This window comes from Comamonas sp. lk (assembly GCF_900564145.1).
Classification (GTDB): Bacteria; Pseudomonadota; Gammaproteobacteria; order Burkholderiales; family Burkholderiaceae_C; genus Comamonas.
Window position 1 is genome coordinate 2,967,051 of the sequence record NZ_UOOB01000001.1, and the last position, 17,365, is coordinate 2,984,415.

12 protein-coding genes are annotated in these 17,365 nt (G+C 61.2%); 5 read left to right on the top strand and 7 right to left on the bottom strand.

Going from position 1 to position 17,365, the window contains the following annotated elements; translation table 11 throughout:
• The 3 genes from EAO39_RS13480 (at position 1) to EAO39_RS13490 (ending at position 2,793) form a co-directional block, all read left to right on the top strand.
• Entirely contained in the window at positions 1 to 786 is a 786-nt protein-coding gene (locus EAO39_RS13480; protein ID WP_120971075.1) for an SURF1 family protein, read from the top strand.
• Between the two features lie 116 nt (positions 787 to 902).
• Positions 903 to 2,204, top strand: a complete 1,302-nt coding sequence (locus tag EAO39_RS13485) for an ATP-binding protein (RefSeq protein ID WP_120968142.1) — start codon at positions 903 to 905, stop codon at positions 2,202 to 2,204.
• A 52-nt stretch (positions 2,205 to 2,256) separates the two neighbouring features.
• Positions 2,257 to 2,793 (top strand): response regulator transcription factor, encoded by a 537-nt coding sequence (locus EAO39_RS13490; RefSeq protein WP_120968144.1) that lies wholly within the window; start codon positions 2,257 to 2,259, stop codon positions 2,791 to 2,793.
• A 157-nt stretch (positions 2,794 to 2,950) separates the two neighbouring features.
• Here EAO39_RS13490 and clpA read toward each other — a convergent pair whose 3' ends face one another.
• The 3 genes from clpA to dnaE all read right to left on the bottom strand — a co-directional run bounded on the left by clpA (position 2,951) and on the right by dnaE (position 9,510).
• On the bottom strand, positions 2,951 to 5,275 hold the full coding sequence (gene clpA / locus EAO39_RS13495; protein ID WP_120968146.1) for an ATP-dependent Clp protease ATP-binding subunit ClpA: 2,325 nt from the start codon (positions 5,273 to 5,275) through the stop codon (positions 2,951 to 2,953).
• A gap of 63 nt (positions 5,276 to 5,338) precedes the next feature.
• Positions 5,339 to 5,707 (bottom strand): ATP-dependent Clp protease adapter ClpS, encoded by a 369-nt coding sequence (gene clpS / locus EAO39_RS13500; RefSeq protein WP_120968148.1) that lies wholly within the window; start codon positions 5,705 to 5,707, stop codon positions 5,339 to 5,341.
• A gap of 260 nt (positions 5,708 to 5,967) precedes the next feature.
• Positions 5,968 to 9,510 (bottom strand): DNA polymerase III subunit alpha, encoded by a 3,543-nt coding sequence (gene dnaE, locus EAO39_RS13505; protein WP_120968150.1) that lies wholly within the window; start codon positions 9,508 to 9,510, stop codon positions 5,968 to 5,970.
• Between the two features lie 227 nt (positions 9,511 to 9,737).
• Here dnaE and EAO39_RS13510 point away from each other — a divergent pair, with 227 nt between their 5' ends.
• Positions 9,738 to 10,532, top strand: coding sequence for an outer membrane protein assembly factor BamD (locus tag EAO39_RS13510; protein ID WP_120968152.1), 795 nt, complete (start codon positions 9,738 to 9,740; stop codon positions 10,530 to 10,532).
• A 77-nt stretch (positions 10,533 to 10,609) separates the two neighbouring features.
• On the opposite strand, the gene EAO39_RS13515 is transcribed toward EAO39_RS13510, so the two are convergent.
• Entirely contained in the window at positions 10,610 to 12,658 is a 2,049-nt protein-coding gene (locus EAO39_RS13515) for an ATP-dependent DNA helicase (RefSeq protein WP_120971077.1), read from the bottom strand.
• Positions 12,659 to 12,768: 110 nt separating this feature from the next.
• On the opposite strand from EAO39_RS13515, the gene EAO39_RS13520 reads away from it, so the two are divergent.
• Entirely contained in the window at positions 12,769 to 13,548 is a 780-nt protein-coding gene (locus EAO39_RS13520) for a protein phosphatase 2C domain-containing protein (RefSeq protein WP_120968154.1), read from the top strand.
• 199 nt (positions 13,549 to 13,747) lie between these two features.
• Here the strand turns inward: EAO39_RS13520 and EAO39_RS13525 are convergent, their stop codons facing one another.
• The 3 genes from EAO39_RS13525 to lpdA form a co-directional block, all read right to left on the bottom strand.
• Positions 13,748 to 14,512: a hypothetical protein gene (locus EAO39_RS13525; RefSeq protein ID WP_120971079.1), complete on the bottom strand. Its 765-nt coding sequence runs from the start codon at positions 14,510 to 14,512 to the stop codon at positions 13,748 to 13,750.
• Between the two features lie 78 nt (positions 14,513 to 14,590).
• Complete coding sequence (gene zapE, locus EAO39_RS13530) at positions 14,591 to 15,688, bottom strand: cell division protein ZapE (protein ID WP_120968156.1); 1,098 nt, start codon at positions 15,686 to 15,688, stop codon at positions 14,591 to 14,593.
• A gap of 154 nt (positions 15,689 to 15,842) precedes the next feature.
• Positions 15,843 to 17,270: a dihydrolipoyl dehydrogenase gene (gene lpdA, locus EAO39_RS13535; RefSeq protein ID WP_120968158.1), complete on the bottom strand. Its 1,428-nt coding sequence runs from the start codon at positions 17,268 to 17,270 to the stop codon at positions 15,843 to 15,845.
• Positions 17,271 to 17,365 lie beyond the last annotated feature (95 nt).

The window sequence follows — 17,365 nt, forward strand, 5'->3', positions numbered from 1 at the left end:
CTGAAGAACCAGAGCGCTGCGCGTCAGCGCTCTCCCTTCACCAAGGCGATGCTCGCGATAGTGGGCATCGCCTTGTTTTTAGGGTTCATGGCACTGGGCACCTGGCAGGTCAAGCGCCTTTTCTGGAAGCTCGACCTGATCGAGCGCGTGGAGCAGCGTGTGCACAGCGCACCGGTAGCCGCCCCCGCAGCCAGCCAGTGGTCGCAGATCGACGCCGCGAATTTCGAATACCTGCCGGTCACGGTTCAAGGCGTGCGTCTGGACAAGCTCAGCGTGTTGACCAAGGCCTTGACCGAGGCCGGAGCCGGTTTCTGGGTGCTCACGCCGCTGCAACTGGCCGATGGCAGCCACATTCTGATCAACCGCGGCTTCACGCCGGAAAAGCAGCGTGCCGAATGGCTCAAGCAGATTGAACAAGCCGGCGACTCCAGCGAAACCGTGACGGTCACAGGGCTGATTCGCATGAGCGAGCCATCGGGCGGCTTTCTGCGCAGCAACAATGCGGACACTCAGCAATGGTTTTCGCGCGATGTCGCCGCCATCGCCCAGAGCAAAGGTCTGACCCAGGTCGCGCCCTACTTCATTGACCAGGGCCTGCCCGCCAGCAACCCTGCGCACCAGGCGCAGGAGTCCAAGGATGGATTGCGCTCGGGCATGACGGTCATCCAATTCACCAACACCCACCTGGTCTATGCCCTGACCTGGTATGGACTGGCCGCAATGGTGCTGCTTGGCGCCTGGCTGGTCAGGCGCCATGACAAGACGGCCACCCCGCCTCGGGCCTGAACCGCAAAGCGCTCCACACGGAGCGCTTTTTTCATGGAGCACTCAAACGGCGGCCTACAACAAATTGCCATACCCCCAAGGCTGTTGACGGCAGAGCTGTCGTGGACAATTGACGGGTGAACAAAACCTCAGATTCCCTGTTCCGGGTCGCGCGCCTGACAGAGCGGCAAAACATGCAGCTGCTGATACAGCTGCGCTGGATTGCCGTCGTGGGCCAGGTGGTCACCATCTCGCTGGTGCACTATGGTTTTCATATCGCCCTGCCTCTGCTGCCCATGGCTCTGGTGCTGGTGGCACTGGTGGCTACCAACCTCGCCTACATCTACTGGAGCCAGGGCCTGCACCGGCCGCTGAGTTCACGCAGCGTGTTCTGGGCCCTGCTGGCCGACGTGCTGGCCTTGACGGTTCAGCTGTATCTGAGCGGCGGAGCCAGCAATCCCTTTATCTACCTCTATCTGCTGCAAGGCATTCTGAGTGCTGTGCTGCTACGGCCCCACTACACCTGGTGCGTGGTGATCACCTCGTTTGTCTGCGTGATCGGGCTGAGCATGTTCCACCTGCCCTTGCATGTGCAGTTTGAAAGCCAGGAAGGCCTGCCCAGCATGTACGTGGTGGGCGTGCTCGTCAGCTTTGCGCTGACCAGCATCCTGACCATCGTCTTTCTCACTCGCATTGTCGACAATATGCGCCGCCGCGACACCCGCATCTCCGACATGCGCCAGCGCGCCAGCGAGGAAGAGCATATTGTGCGCCTGGGCTTGCTGGCCACCGGCGCCGCGCACGAGCTGGGCACGCCCATGGCCACCATGTCCGTGATTCTGGGCGACTGGCAGCACATGCCGGCGCTGATGAAAGACCAGGATCTGCGCGAGGATCTGCAGGAGATGCAGCGCCAGCTGCTACGCTGCAAATCCATAGTCTCGGGCGTTCTCCTCTCGGCCGGCGAAACGCGGGCGGAAGGCACGGAGAGCACGACCTTTGTGAGCTTTGTGCAAGGCATCGTCAGCCATTGGCAAGGCCATCACACGCTGAGCCACTTTGCGCTGAACAACCGGGGCCTGAGCGACTTTGCCATGCTCTCGGATACTGCGCTGCAGCAAATGATTTGCAATTTGCTGGACAATGCACTCGAAGCCTCGCCCCAGTGGGTGGAGATGAGCATGGCCACCGTGCAGCAGCAGGTGGTGCTGCAGGTGCGCGACCACGGCCCCGGCTTTGACGAAACCGTGCTGCAGCAACTGGGCCAGTGCCATGTCTCCACCAAGCAGGAGCGCCCCGGCCGCGGCCTGGGTCTGTTTCTGGTGATGAACGTGGCCCGCGCCCTGGGCGGCAGGGTCCAGGCCCGCAACCTGTCTGCCAGAGATGGCGGCGGTGCGTTGGTGGAGGTTCACCTGCCTCAATCAGCCATGGCTATTTGACTTCCATACCAAAGCGCGCTTTTTGAGCCGCCATTAAAGCGAATTTGTTTGCATGCAAGAAGCCCGTTTGCTGTTGCTGGTCGAAGATGACGCAGCCTTTGCCCGCACCCTCAAGCGCTCTTTCGAGCGCCGGGGCTATCGCGTGCTGCATGCCGTCAGCGGCGAGGAAGTCGAAGCCCTGCTGGCCCAGCACCGCCCCGACTATGCGGTGATGGACCTCAAGCTGGCGGGCAACGCCTCGGGCCTGAACTGCGTGCAGATGCTGCACCAGCAAAATCCCGAAGCCCTTATCGTGGTGCTCACCGGCTATGCCAGCATTGCCACCGCCGTGGAGGCCGTGAAACTCGGTGCCTGCCACTACCTGGCCAAGCCCTCGAACACCGACGATATCGAAGCCGCTTTCGAGCGCGTGGAAGGCCGCACCGATGTGGAAGTGAGCAACCAGACCACCTCCATCAAGACGCTGGAATGGGAGCACATCCACGAAACCCTGGCAGAGACGGGTTTCAACATCTCCGAGGCGGCTCGCCGCCTGGGCATGCACCGCAGAACGCTGGCACGCAAGCTGGAAAAGCGCCAGGTCAAATAAATTTTGATAGCCACCACCGCTGGTATTTATTCGATCTCAGCTCGTATCTGACCTAAAATCCAGACAACACAAGCGCCTATAGATATCAATACAAGGTGCTCCAAAGAAAAAGCCGACAGCTTTGACACTGTCGGCTTTTGTTATTAAAAGCTGCGGATTATTCAGCCACGGCGTTTTCGGGCTCGGACTTGGGCGTGTCCATGGGCAGATCGGTAATGGTCAGGTTGATGTCGCCCTTGCCTTCGTTGGCGGCATCGTCCCAATCCACTTCCAGGCGACCGCCGTTGACCAGACGGCCAAACAGCAGCTCATCGGCCAGCGAGCGGCGGATGGTGTCCTGAATCAGGCGCTGCATGGGGCGTGCACCCATGAGCGGATCAAAGCCCTTCTTGGCCAGATGCTTGCGCAAGCCATCGGTGAAGGTGACTTCCACCTTCTTCTCGGCCAGCTGTTGCTCCAGTTGCAGCAGGAACTTGTCCACCACGCGCAGAATGATCTGCTCATCGAGCGGCTTGAAGCTGACGATGGCATCCAGACGGTTGCGGAACTCGGGCGTGAACAGACGCTTGATATCGGCCATTTCATCGCCGGCTTCACGCGGATTCGTGAAACCGATGGTGGCCTTGTTCATGGTCTCGGCACCCGCATTGGTGGTCATGATGATGATCACGTTGCGGAAGTCGGCCTTGCGTCCGTTGTTGTCCGTCAGAGTGCCGTGGTCCATGACCTGCAACAGCACGTTGAAGATGTCCGGATGCGCTTTCTCGATTTCATCGAGCAGCAGCACCGAATGCGGCTTCTTGGTGATGGCTTCGGTCAAGAGGCCACCCTGGTCAAAGCCCACATAGCCCGGAGGCGCACCGATCAGGCGCGACACGGCATGGCGCTCCATGTACTCGGACATGTCGAAGCGGATCAGATCCACGCCCAGGATATAGGCCAGCTGTTTGGCAGCTTCCGTCTTGCCTACGCCCGTGGGGCCGGAGAACAGGAAGGAGCCAATCGGCTTGTCCGGCTTGCCCAGACCCGAGCGCGCCATCTTCACACTGGCCGCCAGCACGTCCAGCGCCTTGTCCTGACCGAACACCACGCTCTTCAAGTCGCGCTCCAGCGTCTGCAGCTTGCTGCGGTCGTCGTTGCTGACATTGGCCGGCGGAATGCGGGCTATTTTTGCCACGATGGCTTCGATCTCGGCCTTGCCGATGATCTCCTTGCGCAACTCGACCTTGGCAATGCGCTGGGCGGCGCCCGCCTCGTCAATCACGTCAATCGCCTTGTCAGGCAGGTGACGGTCATTGATGTACTTGGCGGACAGCTCGGCAGCAGCCTGCAGGGCTTCGGCAGCGTATTTCACGCCGTGGTGCTCTTCAAAGCGGGATTTGAGGCCCTTGAGGATATCCACGGTCTCCGGCACCGTGGGCTCGACCACGTCCACCTTCTGGAATCGGCGCGACAAGGCCGCGTCTTTTTCGAAGATGCCACGGTATTCCGTGAAGGTGGTCGCACCGATGCAGCGCAGCTGGCCGCTGGACAGCGCAGGCTTCAAGAGGTTGGACGCATCCAGCGTGCCGCCCGATGCCGCACCGGCACCGATCAGCGTATGGATTTCGTCGATGAACAAAATTGCATGCGGCTTGTCCTTGAGCGACTTGAGCACACCTTTCAGACGCTGCTCGAAATCGCCGCGGTACTTGGTACCGGCCAGCAGCGCACCCATGTCCAGCGAGTAGACCACGCCGTCCTTGAGCACATCGGGAACCGTGCCTTCGGTGATACGCCATGCCAGACCTTCGGCAATCGCCGTCTTGCCCACGCCGGCTTCACCGACCAGCAGCGGGTTGTTCTTGCGGCGACGGCACAGGATCTGGATGGTGCGTTCGACCTCGTACTCGCGGCCGATGAGCGGATCGATCTTGCCTTCCTTGGCGGCAACGTTCAGATTGAGCGTGAACTGCTCCAGCGGCGAGGCTTTCTCGTTGCGCTCTCCGGACGAGCCCTCTTCGCCTTCGGACGGCGATTCGGACTTGGCGGGCTCGGGCGGTTCGCCCTTCTTGATGCCGTGGGCAATGTAGTTGACCACGTCCAGGCGCGTCACGCCCTGCTGGTGCAGGTAGTACACGGCATGGGAATCTTTTTCGCCGAAGATCGCCACGAGCACATTGGCGCCCGTCACTTCCTTCTTGCCATTGCCTGTGGATTGCACATGCATGATGGCGCGCTGAATCACACGCTGAAAACCCAGCGTGGGTTGGGTATCCACCTCATCGGTCCCATCGACCTGTGGGGTGTTGTCCTTGATGAAATTGGACAGTGACGAACGCAGATCATCAATGTTGGCGGAGCAAGCGCGCAGCACCTCCGCGGCACTGGGGTTGTCCAGCAGCGCCAGCAGCAAATGCTCCACGGTGATGAACTCGTGGCGCTGCTGACGGGCTTCAACAAAAGCCATGTGCAAGCTGACTTCCAGTTCTTGAGCGATCATGTGCGACTCCTTTCGGCTTGCTAGGGATTACTGACTGATACCTTATTTGAGGGCATCCAGCATTTATTCAACAGGCTCAAATGTGGCTTGCAACGGGTGGCCCGCTTTATGGGCTGCCTGGTGCACTTGCTCGACCTTGGTGGCGGCTACGTCTTGGGAAAAGACGCCGCAGACACCTCGTCCATCCAGATGAATTTTGAGCATGATTTGGGTGGCCGCTTCACGGTTCTTGCCGAAAAACTCCTGTAGCACGACGATGACAAACTCCATGGGCGTGAAATCATCATTGAGCATCACGACCTGATACATGCGCGGCGGCTGCAGGCGCTGGCGGCGTCTCTCCAGCACCAGGGAGCCGCCTTCGTCAGGCGTATTCCTGACTCCAGGGACTACCGGGGGAATTGATGGGGGTTGAGTTGCCATGAAAACCATTCTAGCGAGCGATTGCGGTGTTTTTGCGCTGGCATATGCATAGCGATGTTAGGGATTTCAAGACTGGATTCGCATAAAGCGAGATTTATGCTTTATTTTCCACTCCAGCCTTTGTAGTGCAAGCGCTTACCGCTACGATTTTTAGTAAGCAAAAAATTGTGAATGCTGTAGGAGGGCCGCCCCATGAAAAAGCACCCACAGCCTTGGGAGCACAGACTCCGAGACGGTGGGTGCCAGGGGCGCTGAAGGCCGCCGCGTGCTTACTCGTAAATCACCTTGACCTGAGCCAGCCCGGCCTCGGCATACCAGGCCGCCAGCGCCTCATCCGAGGGGTAGAAACGGCTGGCATCGCCCAGCGCCAGCTCGCAGCTGGCCGAGCCTCGGTCGTCCGCGCAGATCAGGCCCAGACGCACCTTCATGCCATGGGTGAGCGGGCCGGTTTCCGTCTCCTGCACCTTGGCCGGAAACTGGCGCAGCAGCTTGGGCACATCGGGCATCTGCTCCGCCCCCTCGCCCACGCTGATCTGCAGATAGCGGGCATAACGACAGCGCGCATCGGCCAGACTCCACATCTGCTGCACCTTCATGCGCAGGCCGCCGCTGAAACGGTCGGGCTGCAAGCGGCCCGAGACCACTACAAACTCATCGTCCTTGATCAAGTCCTTGCAGGCGTTGAGCACTTTTTCGTCGGCCGAGGCCTCGATGACGCCTGATTTGTCATCCAGTGTGAAGATGCCCAGCTTGCCGCGCTGACCGTTGATGGTGCGAAAACCGCTCAAAATGCCGGCCATGGTCTGCGGCTCGCGGCTGTCGCGCATCTCGCCAATCGGCGTGCGCACAAAACGGCGCACCTCGGCCTCGACTTCGTCAAACAGATGGCCGGTCAGGTAAAAGCCCACTGCGGTTTTCTCCAGCGTGAGCTTTTCCTTCACCCCCCAGGGCAAAGCATCGGCCAGCGGCGGCTCCGCCGTGCTGGAGCCCACGGCATCGTCGCCCATCATGTCGAACAGGCCGCCCTGATTGGCGTTGGCAATCGAGGTGGAAGCAAAGCCGAAAGCCACATCCACCGAAGCCAGCAGCGACGCGCGGTTCATGTCGATGTTGTCAAAAGCGCCGGCCTTGATCAGCGCTTCCAGCGTGCGCTTGTTGATGCGGGCCCGGTCCACGCGCAGGCAAAAGTCAAACAGGCTCTTGAACGGGCCTTTTTCATGGCCGTTGGGGCCCGTGCCTTCGCCGTTGCGGGCGGCCACTATCGCTTCGATAGCAGCTTGCCCAGTGCCTTTGATGGCTCCAAGCCCATAACGTATGACTTTGTCGGTCACGGGCTCAAAGCGATGCACACCGCGGTTCACATCGGGCAGCTCGAAGGTGATGCCCATCTTGAGCGCGTCTTCGTACAGCACCTTGAGCTTGTCGGTGTTGTCCATTTCCACGGTCATATTGCCGCAGTAGAACTCGGCCGTGAAATGGACCTTGAGCCAGCCCGTGTGATAGGCCAAGAGCGAATAGGCTGCCGCGTGCGACTTGTTGAAGCCGTAGCCCGCGAACTTCTCCATCAAGTCGAAAACTTCGTCGGCCTTGGTTTCGTTCAAGCCGTTCTTGGCCGCACCTTCCCGGAAGATCATCCGGTGCTTGGCCATTTCCTCGACTTTTTTCTTACCCATGGCGCGGCGCAGCAAGTCGGCGCCGCCCAGGCTGTAGCCGCCCAGCACCTGGGCGGTCTGCATCACCTGCTCCTGATAGACCATGATGCCGTAGGTCTCGGCCAGCACTTTTTCCACCAGCGGATGCGGGTACTCCACCACTTCCTGCCCGTGTTTGCGGGCAATGAAGCTGGGAATCAGATCCATGGGACCCGGGCGGTACAAGGCGTTCAGGGCAATCAGGTCTTCCAGACGCGAAGGCTTGGCCTCCTTGAGCATCTGCTGCATGCCGCGCGATTCAAACTGGAATACCGCTTCAGTCTTGCCGTCGGAAAACAGCTTGTAGGTGGGGTAATCGTCCAGCGGAATGTTCTCGAACTGGAAGTTCTCCTGGCCCTTGTGGCGCTTCATGATGAATTCGCGCGCAATTTCCAGAATGGTCAGCGTGGCCAGACCCAAGAAGTCGAACTTGACCAGGCCCACCAGCTCCACGTCATCCTTGTCGTACATGGCCACCGCCGAGGTACTGCCCGGCTGCTGGTACAGCGGGCAGAAATCGGCCAGCTTGCCCGGCGCAATCACCACGCCGCCGGCGTGCATGCCGATGTTGCGGCACATGCCTTCGAGCTTTTGCGCCATCTCGATGATGGTCCTGACGTCTTCTTCCTTCTCTATGCGCTCGGCCAGAATCGGCTCTTCCTTGATGGCATAGGTGTACTTGTCGCCTTCCTTGGGCGGATTGGGCGGGTACTTGAGGGTGACGTGCAGGCCCGGCTTGTTGGGAATGAGCTTTGAGATGCCGTCGACGAACATATAGCTCATGTCCATGACACGGCCCACGTCGCGAATCGCCGCCCGCGCCGCCATGGTGCCGAAGGTGGCAATCTGGCTGACAGCATTGCGGCCGTACTTGTCCTTCACATAGTCGATGACCCGGTCGCGATTGCCCTGGCAAAAGTCGATATCGAAGTCGGGCATGGACACACGTTCGGGATTCAGGAAACGCTCGAACAGCAGGTTGTATTCCAGCGGATCCAGATCGGTCACTTTCAGCACATAGGCCACCAGCGAGCCGGCACCCGAGCCCCGGCCCGGGCCCACCGGGCAGCCGTTGGCCTTGGCCCACTTGATAAAGTCCGACACGATGAGAAAGTAACCGGGAAAGCCCATCTTCATGATGGTGTCCAGCTCAAACTCCAGCCGCTCCACGTAACGCGGACGCTGGGCATCGCGCTTGGCCACGTCGGGATACAGATGGCTCAGACGCTCTTCCAGCCCTTCAAAGGACTCCTGACGGAAGAACTGCTCCATGGTCAGGCCGTCGGGGATAGGGAAATTGGGCAGCTGCGGCTCGCCCAGCACCAGGGTCAGACTGCAGCGGCGGGCAATTTCCACCGTGTTCTCGATGGCGCTGGGAATGTCGGCAAACAGCGCCTTCATCTGCTCGGCCGTCTTGAAATACTGCTCGCGCGTGAACTTGCGCACCCGCTTGGCATTGCCCAGAATTTCGCCCTCGGCAATACAGACCCGCGCCTCATGCGATTCGTAATCATCGGGCTTGAAGAACTGCGAGGGATGGGTCGCCACCACGGGCAGATTCAGGCGGCTGGCCAGCTTGACGGCGGCCAGCACATGGGATTCGTCATCGGCGCGGCCTGCGCGCTGCAACTCCATGAAAAAACGGTGGGGAAACATGCCCGCCAGACGCTGGGCAATCGCGGCAGCCCCTTTTTCGTCACCGCGCGTCAAGGCAATGCCCACCGGCCCGGCCTGCGCGCCCGACAGCACAATCATGCCCTCGCCCAACTCCTGCAGCCATTCCCAGGTGTGCTGGGCCTGATCGCGCACCACGCCGCGCGTCCAGCCACGGGCCAGCAACTCACAGAGGTTGTGATAGCCAAGCTTGCTCTGCACCAGCACGATGATGCGGGAGGCCGGCGCACCGTTGATGCCCTCCATCACGATTTCCGCACCCAGCAAGGGCTTGACGCCCTTGGAGCGCCCTTCCCGGTAGAACTTGATACCGCCAAACAGACTGTTGAAGTCGGTGATGGCCAAGGCCACCTGCCCGTCTTCGGCAGCGGCCTTGATCGTGGCATTGATGCGGTTGGTTCCGTCCACGACGGAAAATTCGGTGTGCAGGCGCAAATGGACAAACATGGGCGCTATTGTAGAAAGCCCGCTTCGTCCTTGCGGGCTCAATGCTTCTGAAGCCCAAAGTCTCAACCTGCTTCGGCGCGCCCATTACAATGCTTCGATTCCTTTTTCAAGGGTGCCTCCAGCGCGCTGGTGTATGGTGTGCGATCCAACGTCGTGCCAAACCATGCAGCAGCAGCTGCCCAGCATGTCTTCTCATACAGCTAATGATTGTTAGAAAACTGTCCACCATGCCGCGTATTTCACTGACTCTTGTCCCCGCCGTGTTGGTTGCCGCCGTGCTGGCAGGCTGCGCAAACACCAAAGAGGACCCGACGGCCAAGTGGACACCCGATCGCATCTACACCGAAGCGCGCGAAGAGTCCTCCTCCGGCGCCTACGACAAGGCCGTGCCGCTGTTCGAAAAGCTCGAAGGCCGTGCCGCAGGCACGCCGCTGGCCCAGCAGGCCCAGCTGGACAAAGCCTATGCGCAGTACAAGAGCGGCGAAAAAGTGCAGGCCACGGCCACGCTTGATCGCTTCATGAAGCTGCACCCCGCCAGCCCGGCCATGGATTACGCCCTCTACCTCAAGGGCCTTGTCAACTTCAACGACAACCTGGGCCTGTTCTCCTGGTTCACCCGCCAGGATCTGTCCGAGCGAGACCAGAAAGCGGCCAAGGATTCCTTCGAGTCCTTCCGCGAGCTGGTGACGCGCTTTCCCGAATCCAAATACGCCGAGGATTCGCGCCAGCGCATGCAGTACATCGTGAACTCGCTGGCGCAATACGAAGCCCATGTGGCCCGTTACTACTATGAGCGCGGCGCTTACGTCGCCGCCATTGCCCGCGCCCAGGCCGCCATCAAGGACTACCAGGGCGTGCCCGCCGTGCGCGATGCCATGGTGATTTTGGTCAAATCCTACGATGCGCTGGGCATGACCCAGTTGCGCGATGACGCAGACCGCGTGATGAAGAGCACCTTCAAGGACGATGCGGAGCTCAAGCTCAGCGGCGACAAGACCAAGACCTGGTGGAAGCTCTGGTAAGCCAGCCAGCTTGAGCCTCAAGCCTCAATAAACCAAAAAAGGATACGCCATGCGTATCCTTTTTTCATGGGCGCTGTTCAATTGCTGCCGCGCTGCTGCGCCAGAGCATCCAGCTGCGCCTCGAACTCGCCCTGGCCTGCCAGCATGCGCATGGGCGGCAGCGCAGCCAGCAGTTCGGCGCCATAGGCCATGGTGGCCAGCCTGGCATCACATACGGCCAGCATGCCCTGGTCGGTCTCGCTGCGAATCAGCCGCCCTGCCCCCTGCTTGAGCGCCATGGCAGCCTCGGGCAGCATGTAATCCTGAAAAGCGTGGCGGCCCACGCTCTCCAACTGGCGTGAGCGGGCCTCGACCAGCGGATCATCGGGCGGCGGAAACGGCAGCTTGTCTATGACCACCAGCTGCAGCACATCGCCAGGCAAATCCACGCCCTCCCAGAACGTGGCCGAAGCCACCAGAATGCAGCCCCGCGCCGACGCCCCCTGCGTCACGGCCCCGGCCGCCATGAAGCGCTGAATCAGCGCCAGCTTGGGCGCCTCGCCCTGCACCAGTACCTCCAGCTCGCCAAAAAGGCCCAAGCCATTGCGCAAGGCCATGCTGATGTTGTTCAGCGCCTTCAAGGTGGTGGTCAGCACCAGGGTGCGCCCGCCCAGGCGCTGGGCACCGTCCAGCGCCAGCTGAGCCACCTGCTGGCTGTGCTGGGCGCTGCCTGCCGCAGCAAAAGGCTGGGGGATGTACAGCCCGGCCTGGCGCGGGTAGTCAAACGGGCTGTCCACCTTGAGCACCCGCGCGCCGCGCAGACCGCAGGGTTCGACAAACCAGCTCAGCTGCGCATCCCGCCCCAGGGTGGCCGAGGTAAAAATCCAGCTGGCACCCTTGTCCGTATTTAGCTGATCGCTATGGTTTTCTTCGTCCAGCAGCCGGCCCAACAATCGCTCGCGCATGATGCGGGCAATGCTCAGAGGCGACTCCAGCATGCGCAGCTGCTGGGTGCCGACCTCCAGCCAACGCACGCAGTCTTCATCGGCAGCGGCCGCAAAACGCGCCAGGCGGGTGAGCAGCTCGGCACCGCGCTCATAGACACGCTGCAGATCGGCGGCCATGGCTTCCATGACGGCCAGCGGCGTAAGCAAGGCACGCAGGCTCTGGCCCAGGCGCACCAGGGCCGCGCGCCAGCGCTGTGCATCCAGACCCTGGGGCGTCACGCCCTGCCAGGGCAGACGGCCGCCTACGGGGGGCTTGCCGGCCTGCAGCCGCAACTCGCGCATGGCCTGCTCCAGCGTGGCGCACAGCACCAGCCAGTCCGCCATACCGCGCGCATGCACGCTGGTGCTGCGCAGCACATCACGCGCATAGCCTATGAGCTGCTGGCTGGACAAGGTCTCGCCGGCAAACTGCACGCCGATATCGTTGAGCTGATGGGCCTCGTCTATCACCACCACGCCGGTGCTCGGCAGCAACTGGGCCACGCCGGATTCGCGCACATCCATATCGGCAAACAGCAGATGGTGGTTGATCACGACCACATCGGCCTGCATGGCCTCCTGGCGGGCCAGGTTCACATGACAGTCCTGCCAATGGGCGCAGTCGGAGCCCACGCAGTTGTCCTTGGTGGTCGTGACCAGCGGCACCACGGGCGAGCGTTCGTCGAGTGCCGACAGCTCGCCCAAATCACCGGTGCGCGTGATTTTTGACCAGCGCTCCACCGCGGCCACGGCGCGCAGTACCTGCGGGTCTTGCGGCGCCGTCTTGCCCTGGCGCACGCGCTCCAGCCGCTCCAGGCACAGATAGCTGCTGCGCCCCTTGAGGCGCGCCATGCGCAGCGGCAGGCCCAAAGCGCCCACCAGACGCGGCAGATCCCGGGCAAACAACTGATCCTGCAAGGCCTTAGTTGCGGTGGAGACCAGCAGCCGCTGGCCGCTGAGCAAGGCCGGCACCAGATAGGCATAGGTCTTGCCCACGCCGGTGCCGGCCTCCACCACCAGTACCTCCCGGTTTTCGATGGCTTCGGCCACCGCGCTTGCCATGGCCGTCTGGCCGGCACGCGGCCTGAAGCCGGGCTCGGCCACGGACAGGCTGCCATCGGGGGAAAATGCCGCCAGCACGGCGTTTTGCAGGGAACTCACAACCAATACGCTTTCCGCCTCACGATGCAGTGCACAATTGCGTCTGCTATTTCGTTATCTATCTCCAACCGTTAGCAGTCGCCTACTTGTCGCACTGCTCCAGCTCGTCAATGTCTTCCAACTTTCGCATCCAGGCCTCGACCGGCATACACCGCGGCGACAGGGAATATCAGCAGGATCAGGTGTTGCTGATGTCGCATCCGCGTGTCAACGGCTGCGTCCTAGGTGTGGTCGCCGACGGCATGGGCGGGCGCAGCGGCGGGCGCAAGGCCTCCGATCAAGTCATGCTCACGGCCCGCCAGCTGTTCGAGCAGTTCGATCCGCAGACCGAAGAGTGCAGCCGCATGCTGCGCACCATTGTGCAGGATGCGCACACCGTGATTCGCCTCACGGCCATGTCCTCCGAACAAGAACCGCACAGCACTTTTGCCGCCTTTGTCATGCTGCCCAGCGGGCGCTGCCATATCGTGCATTCAGGCGACTCGCGCGTCTATCACTATTGCGGCGATCAAATGCTGTATCGCACCAAAGATCACTCCTATGTACAAGCCCTGGTGGCCAGGGGTGAACTGAGCGAGGAGCAGGCCAACAACCACCCCCAGTCCAACATCTTGCTTGGCTGCCTGGGCACGGAGGCACCGCCGCCCATGGAGCACCATGTGATCGAAGCCCTGCGCCCCGGCGAGACGCTGATGGCCTGCTCGGACGGCATCTGGCACTACTTCACGCAGCAGGAGCTGGGCACGGTGCTGAACGCGCTGACACCGCGCGAAGCCACGGAATTTCTGATCGACAAGGCGCGTAGCCGCGCCCGTGGCCATGGCGACAATCTGTCGCTGGCCGTGCTCAAGCTGGTGGCGATAGCCCCCACAGACCAACCAGCGACCTGATCCAGCTTGGCAAGAAGCAGCAGAGCCTGGCGCGCCGTCCGTCCTGTTTCACGCTATCAAAAACAAAGCTGCTTGCGATCTTCATTCAATGAATTCAGGTGTTTAGAGCCATGAATCACTGAATTGATAAGCACAAGCAGCTATTTTTTCGAGAGCAATCTCGGCAAACCCAAGGCTGAACTACCTGGTTTGTTCATCCTCAGTTGGCAGGCGGCGGCAGAGGAGCAGCCGTCTTGGTTCGTTCCCTGGCGGCCTGCTCGGCCTTGGCTTTGCGCTGCGCCGCCGCCTTGAGCTTGGCCTCGTGATCGGCACGCGCCTTGACGGAGCGCTGGGCATTTTCGGCCTCGCGGCGACTCACTTCTTCATTGTGGCGGCGCACGTAATCGGCTTGCCTGGCGGCACGCTGCTGGGCTTCGCTCTGGCGCTCGGCCTGGGCGGCCGCCTCGTCCACCGGCGGCTGAGCGCCAACACCTGTGGGCTTGGGCGCCGAGCGCGCATCCTTGGCTTCGCGCTGCTGGCTCTTCATGGGCGTGGCGGCTTTTTCCGCTTTTTTCTCTTCAATGGCTTGCAGGCGATCGGCGGCTTTTTCGCGGCGCTCGGACTCATTGATCTTCAGCTCCTGCGCGCGCAGCGGCGCATCCTGCTCGCGCGCCACGCGGCGCGCCTCCTCCAGACAGCCTTCCACGGCAAACTTCTGGTAGCAGCGGGCTTCCGCCTCGGTCTGCTGCTTGGCGATGATGGCGCGCTGCTGGGCGATTTCCTTTTGCTGGGCTTCGCGCTCGGCCTTGGACTGCGCGTGCGCTTGGTCCTGGGCCCGCTTTTTAGCGGCCTTACTATCGGCGTCCTGAACCTGCGTGCCGGCACTCTTGGCCTCAGGCAGCGGCTGGGCCGCCGCAACGCCTACCGTGCCGGCCAGCAGCAGTGCGGCCAGGCTGTTGAGCAGCGCTTGTTTCACAAGAGGCATACGGGTGCGTTTGACCATCAGTCGTCCATCCATCATTGAGCGGGTCCGACATCTTAAGGCGTCGGCACCGCTTCGCCTTCAAGTCAGGCGGGTATCCACCACACGGCGTTCCAGCTGCAAATACTCCTTGGACTGCATCTCGTTGAGGCGCGAGACCGTGCGCGGAAATTCGTGGGCCAGCGGGCCTTCGGTGTAAATCTGCTCGGGCGGCACGGCCACCGAGAGAATGAGCTTGACGTGGCGGTCGTACAGCACGTCCACCAGCAAGGTGAAGCGTCGCGCCGCCGAGGCCATGTTCACATGCATCTGCGGCACATCGGACAGCAGCACGGTGTGGAACTGCGTGGCAATTTCCAGGTAGTCGTTTTGCGAGCGCGGGCCGGCGCACAGCTCGCGGAAATCAAACCAGATCACGCCGCCAGCGCGGCGCTTGGCCGCAATCTTGCGGGTTTCAATCTGCATCACTGGCTCTTCATCATGGGCCTCGGCCAGATGATTGAAAGTGTCCTCCAGCGCAGCATCGGCCTCGGCACCCAGCGGGCAGTGGTAGAGCTTGGCGCTCTCCAACGTGCGGCGGCGGTAGTCGGTGCCGTTGTCCACGTTGATCACTTCCATGCGCTCCTTGAGCAGGGCAATCGCCGGCAGGATGCGGTCGCGGTGCAGGCCGCCCGGATACAGGCCGTCGGGCGTGAAGTTGGAGGTGGTGACAAAGCCCACGCCGTTGGCAAACAGCGATTCCAGCAACTTGTAGAGAATCATGGCGTCCGTGATGTCGGAGACGTGAAACTCGTCAAAGCAGATCAGCTTGTACTTCTTGGCAATCTTGGCACCCAGCGCATCGAGCGGGTTTTGCGTGCCTTGCATGAGGTGCATCTCGCGGTGCACTTCGCGCATGAATTCGTGAAAGTGCAAACGCACTTTGCGCTTGAGGGGCACGGCATTGAAAAAGCATTCCATCAGAAAGCTTTTGCCGCGCCCTACTCCGCCATACATGTAAACGCCCTGGGGCAGATCGGGGTGGTTGAGCAGCTTCTTGAGCGCGTTGGAGCGCTTGTTCTTGTATACGGCCCACTCATCGGCACAGCGCTGCAGCGCCTCCACTGCACGCATTTGCGCAGGGTCACTTTGAAAGCCTTTGGCCGCCAGTTCTGCCTCGTAGGCCTGTTTTACATTCACCGTCTCGTCTCCAGATGCTCAAAAAACAATAGCTGCAAGCGCTTTATTCATAAGCACTGGCAGCCATTTTTACTTGAAATTCAAAAGAAACTCAGCTTGCGCGCGGGCACATTACAGCCATGTCATAAGCCTGCGCGCAAGACTGAAGGAAACTTTAGAAGTTCAGCGTGCGCTTGTCCACAGCCAGAGCCGCTTCCTTGGTGGATTCGGACAGCGAGGGGTGGGCATGGCAGATGCGGGCGATGTCTTCAGACGACGCCTTGAACTCCATGGCTACCACAGCTTCGGAGATCAACTCGGACACCATGGGACCAACCATGTGCACGCCCAGGATTTCGTCGGTCTCGGCATCGGCCAGGAACTTGACCATGCCGGTCGTGTCGCCCAGAGCGCGCGCGCGGCCGTTGGCCAGGAAGGGGAACGTGCCGGCCTTGTACTTGACGCCGTCGGCCTTCAGCTGCTGCTCGGTGCGGCCCACCCATGCCACTTCGGGGCTGGTGTAGATCACGCTAGGCAGCGTGGCGAAGTTCACATGGCCATGCTGGCCAGCGATGCGCTCGGCCACGGCCACAGCTTCTTCTTCGGCCTTGTGAGCCAACATGGGGCCACGCACCACGTCGCCCACGGCCCACACGCCTGGCAGGCTGGTCTTGCACAGATCGTCCACCACGATGGCGCCACGCTCGTCCAGGGCCAGGCCCACGGCTTCAGCGTTCAGGCCGATGGTGTTGGCCGTGCGGCCGATGGAGACGATCAGCTTGTCCACGTCCAGCTGCTGGGCTTCGCCCTTGGCATTGGTGTAAGCAATGGACACGCCCTTCTTGCCGGACTTGATGTCGCCGACCTTCACGCCCAGCTCGATCTTCAGACCTTGCTTGTCGAAAGCCTTCTTGGCTTCCTTGGCGATTTGCTCGTCCACCACGGGCAGGAACTTGTCCATGCCTTCCAGCACGGTCACTTCCGTGCCCAGGCGGCGCCAGACCGAACCCATTTCCAGGCCGATCACGCCAGCACCGATCAGGCACAGCTTCTTGGGAGCCTTGCCCAGGCTCAGAGCGCCATCGTTGGAGAGGATGTTCTCTTCATCGAAAGGCACGCCAGGCAGGGCACGGGCGTTGGAGCCGGTGGCCAGCACGATCTGCTTGCCGGTGATGATTTCTTCTTCCTTGCCGGCAACCTTGATTTCGTAGCCGCCGTCAACGGCCTTTACGAAGGAGCCACGGCCGTGGAAGAAAGTGACCTTGTTCTTCTTGAACAGGTACAGGATGCCGTCGTTGTTTTGCTTGACGATGGCTTCCTTGCGGGCAACCATCTTGGACACATCCATCTCGACCTTGCCGGTGGAGATGCCGTGGTCGGCAAAGTGCAGCTTGGCATGCTCGAAATGCTCGGAAGACTGCAGCAGCGCCTTGGAAGGAATGCAACCCACATTGGTGCAGGTGCCGCCAGGTGCAGCGCCGCCAGCGGCATTCTTCCACTCGTCGATACAGGCGACGTTGAAACCCAGTTGTGCAGCGCGGATGGCGGCGATATAGCCGCCGGGGCCTGCGCCGATCACGACGACGTCAAATTGCTTGCTCATGACTCAAATCTCTTTTAAAGCTCTTGCGTTCAGTGCTTGAAAAAACCCACCGCTGGGCTAGGGGCCGTGGGTGGGTTTTCGCTTGATGGACCCGT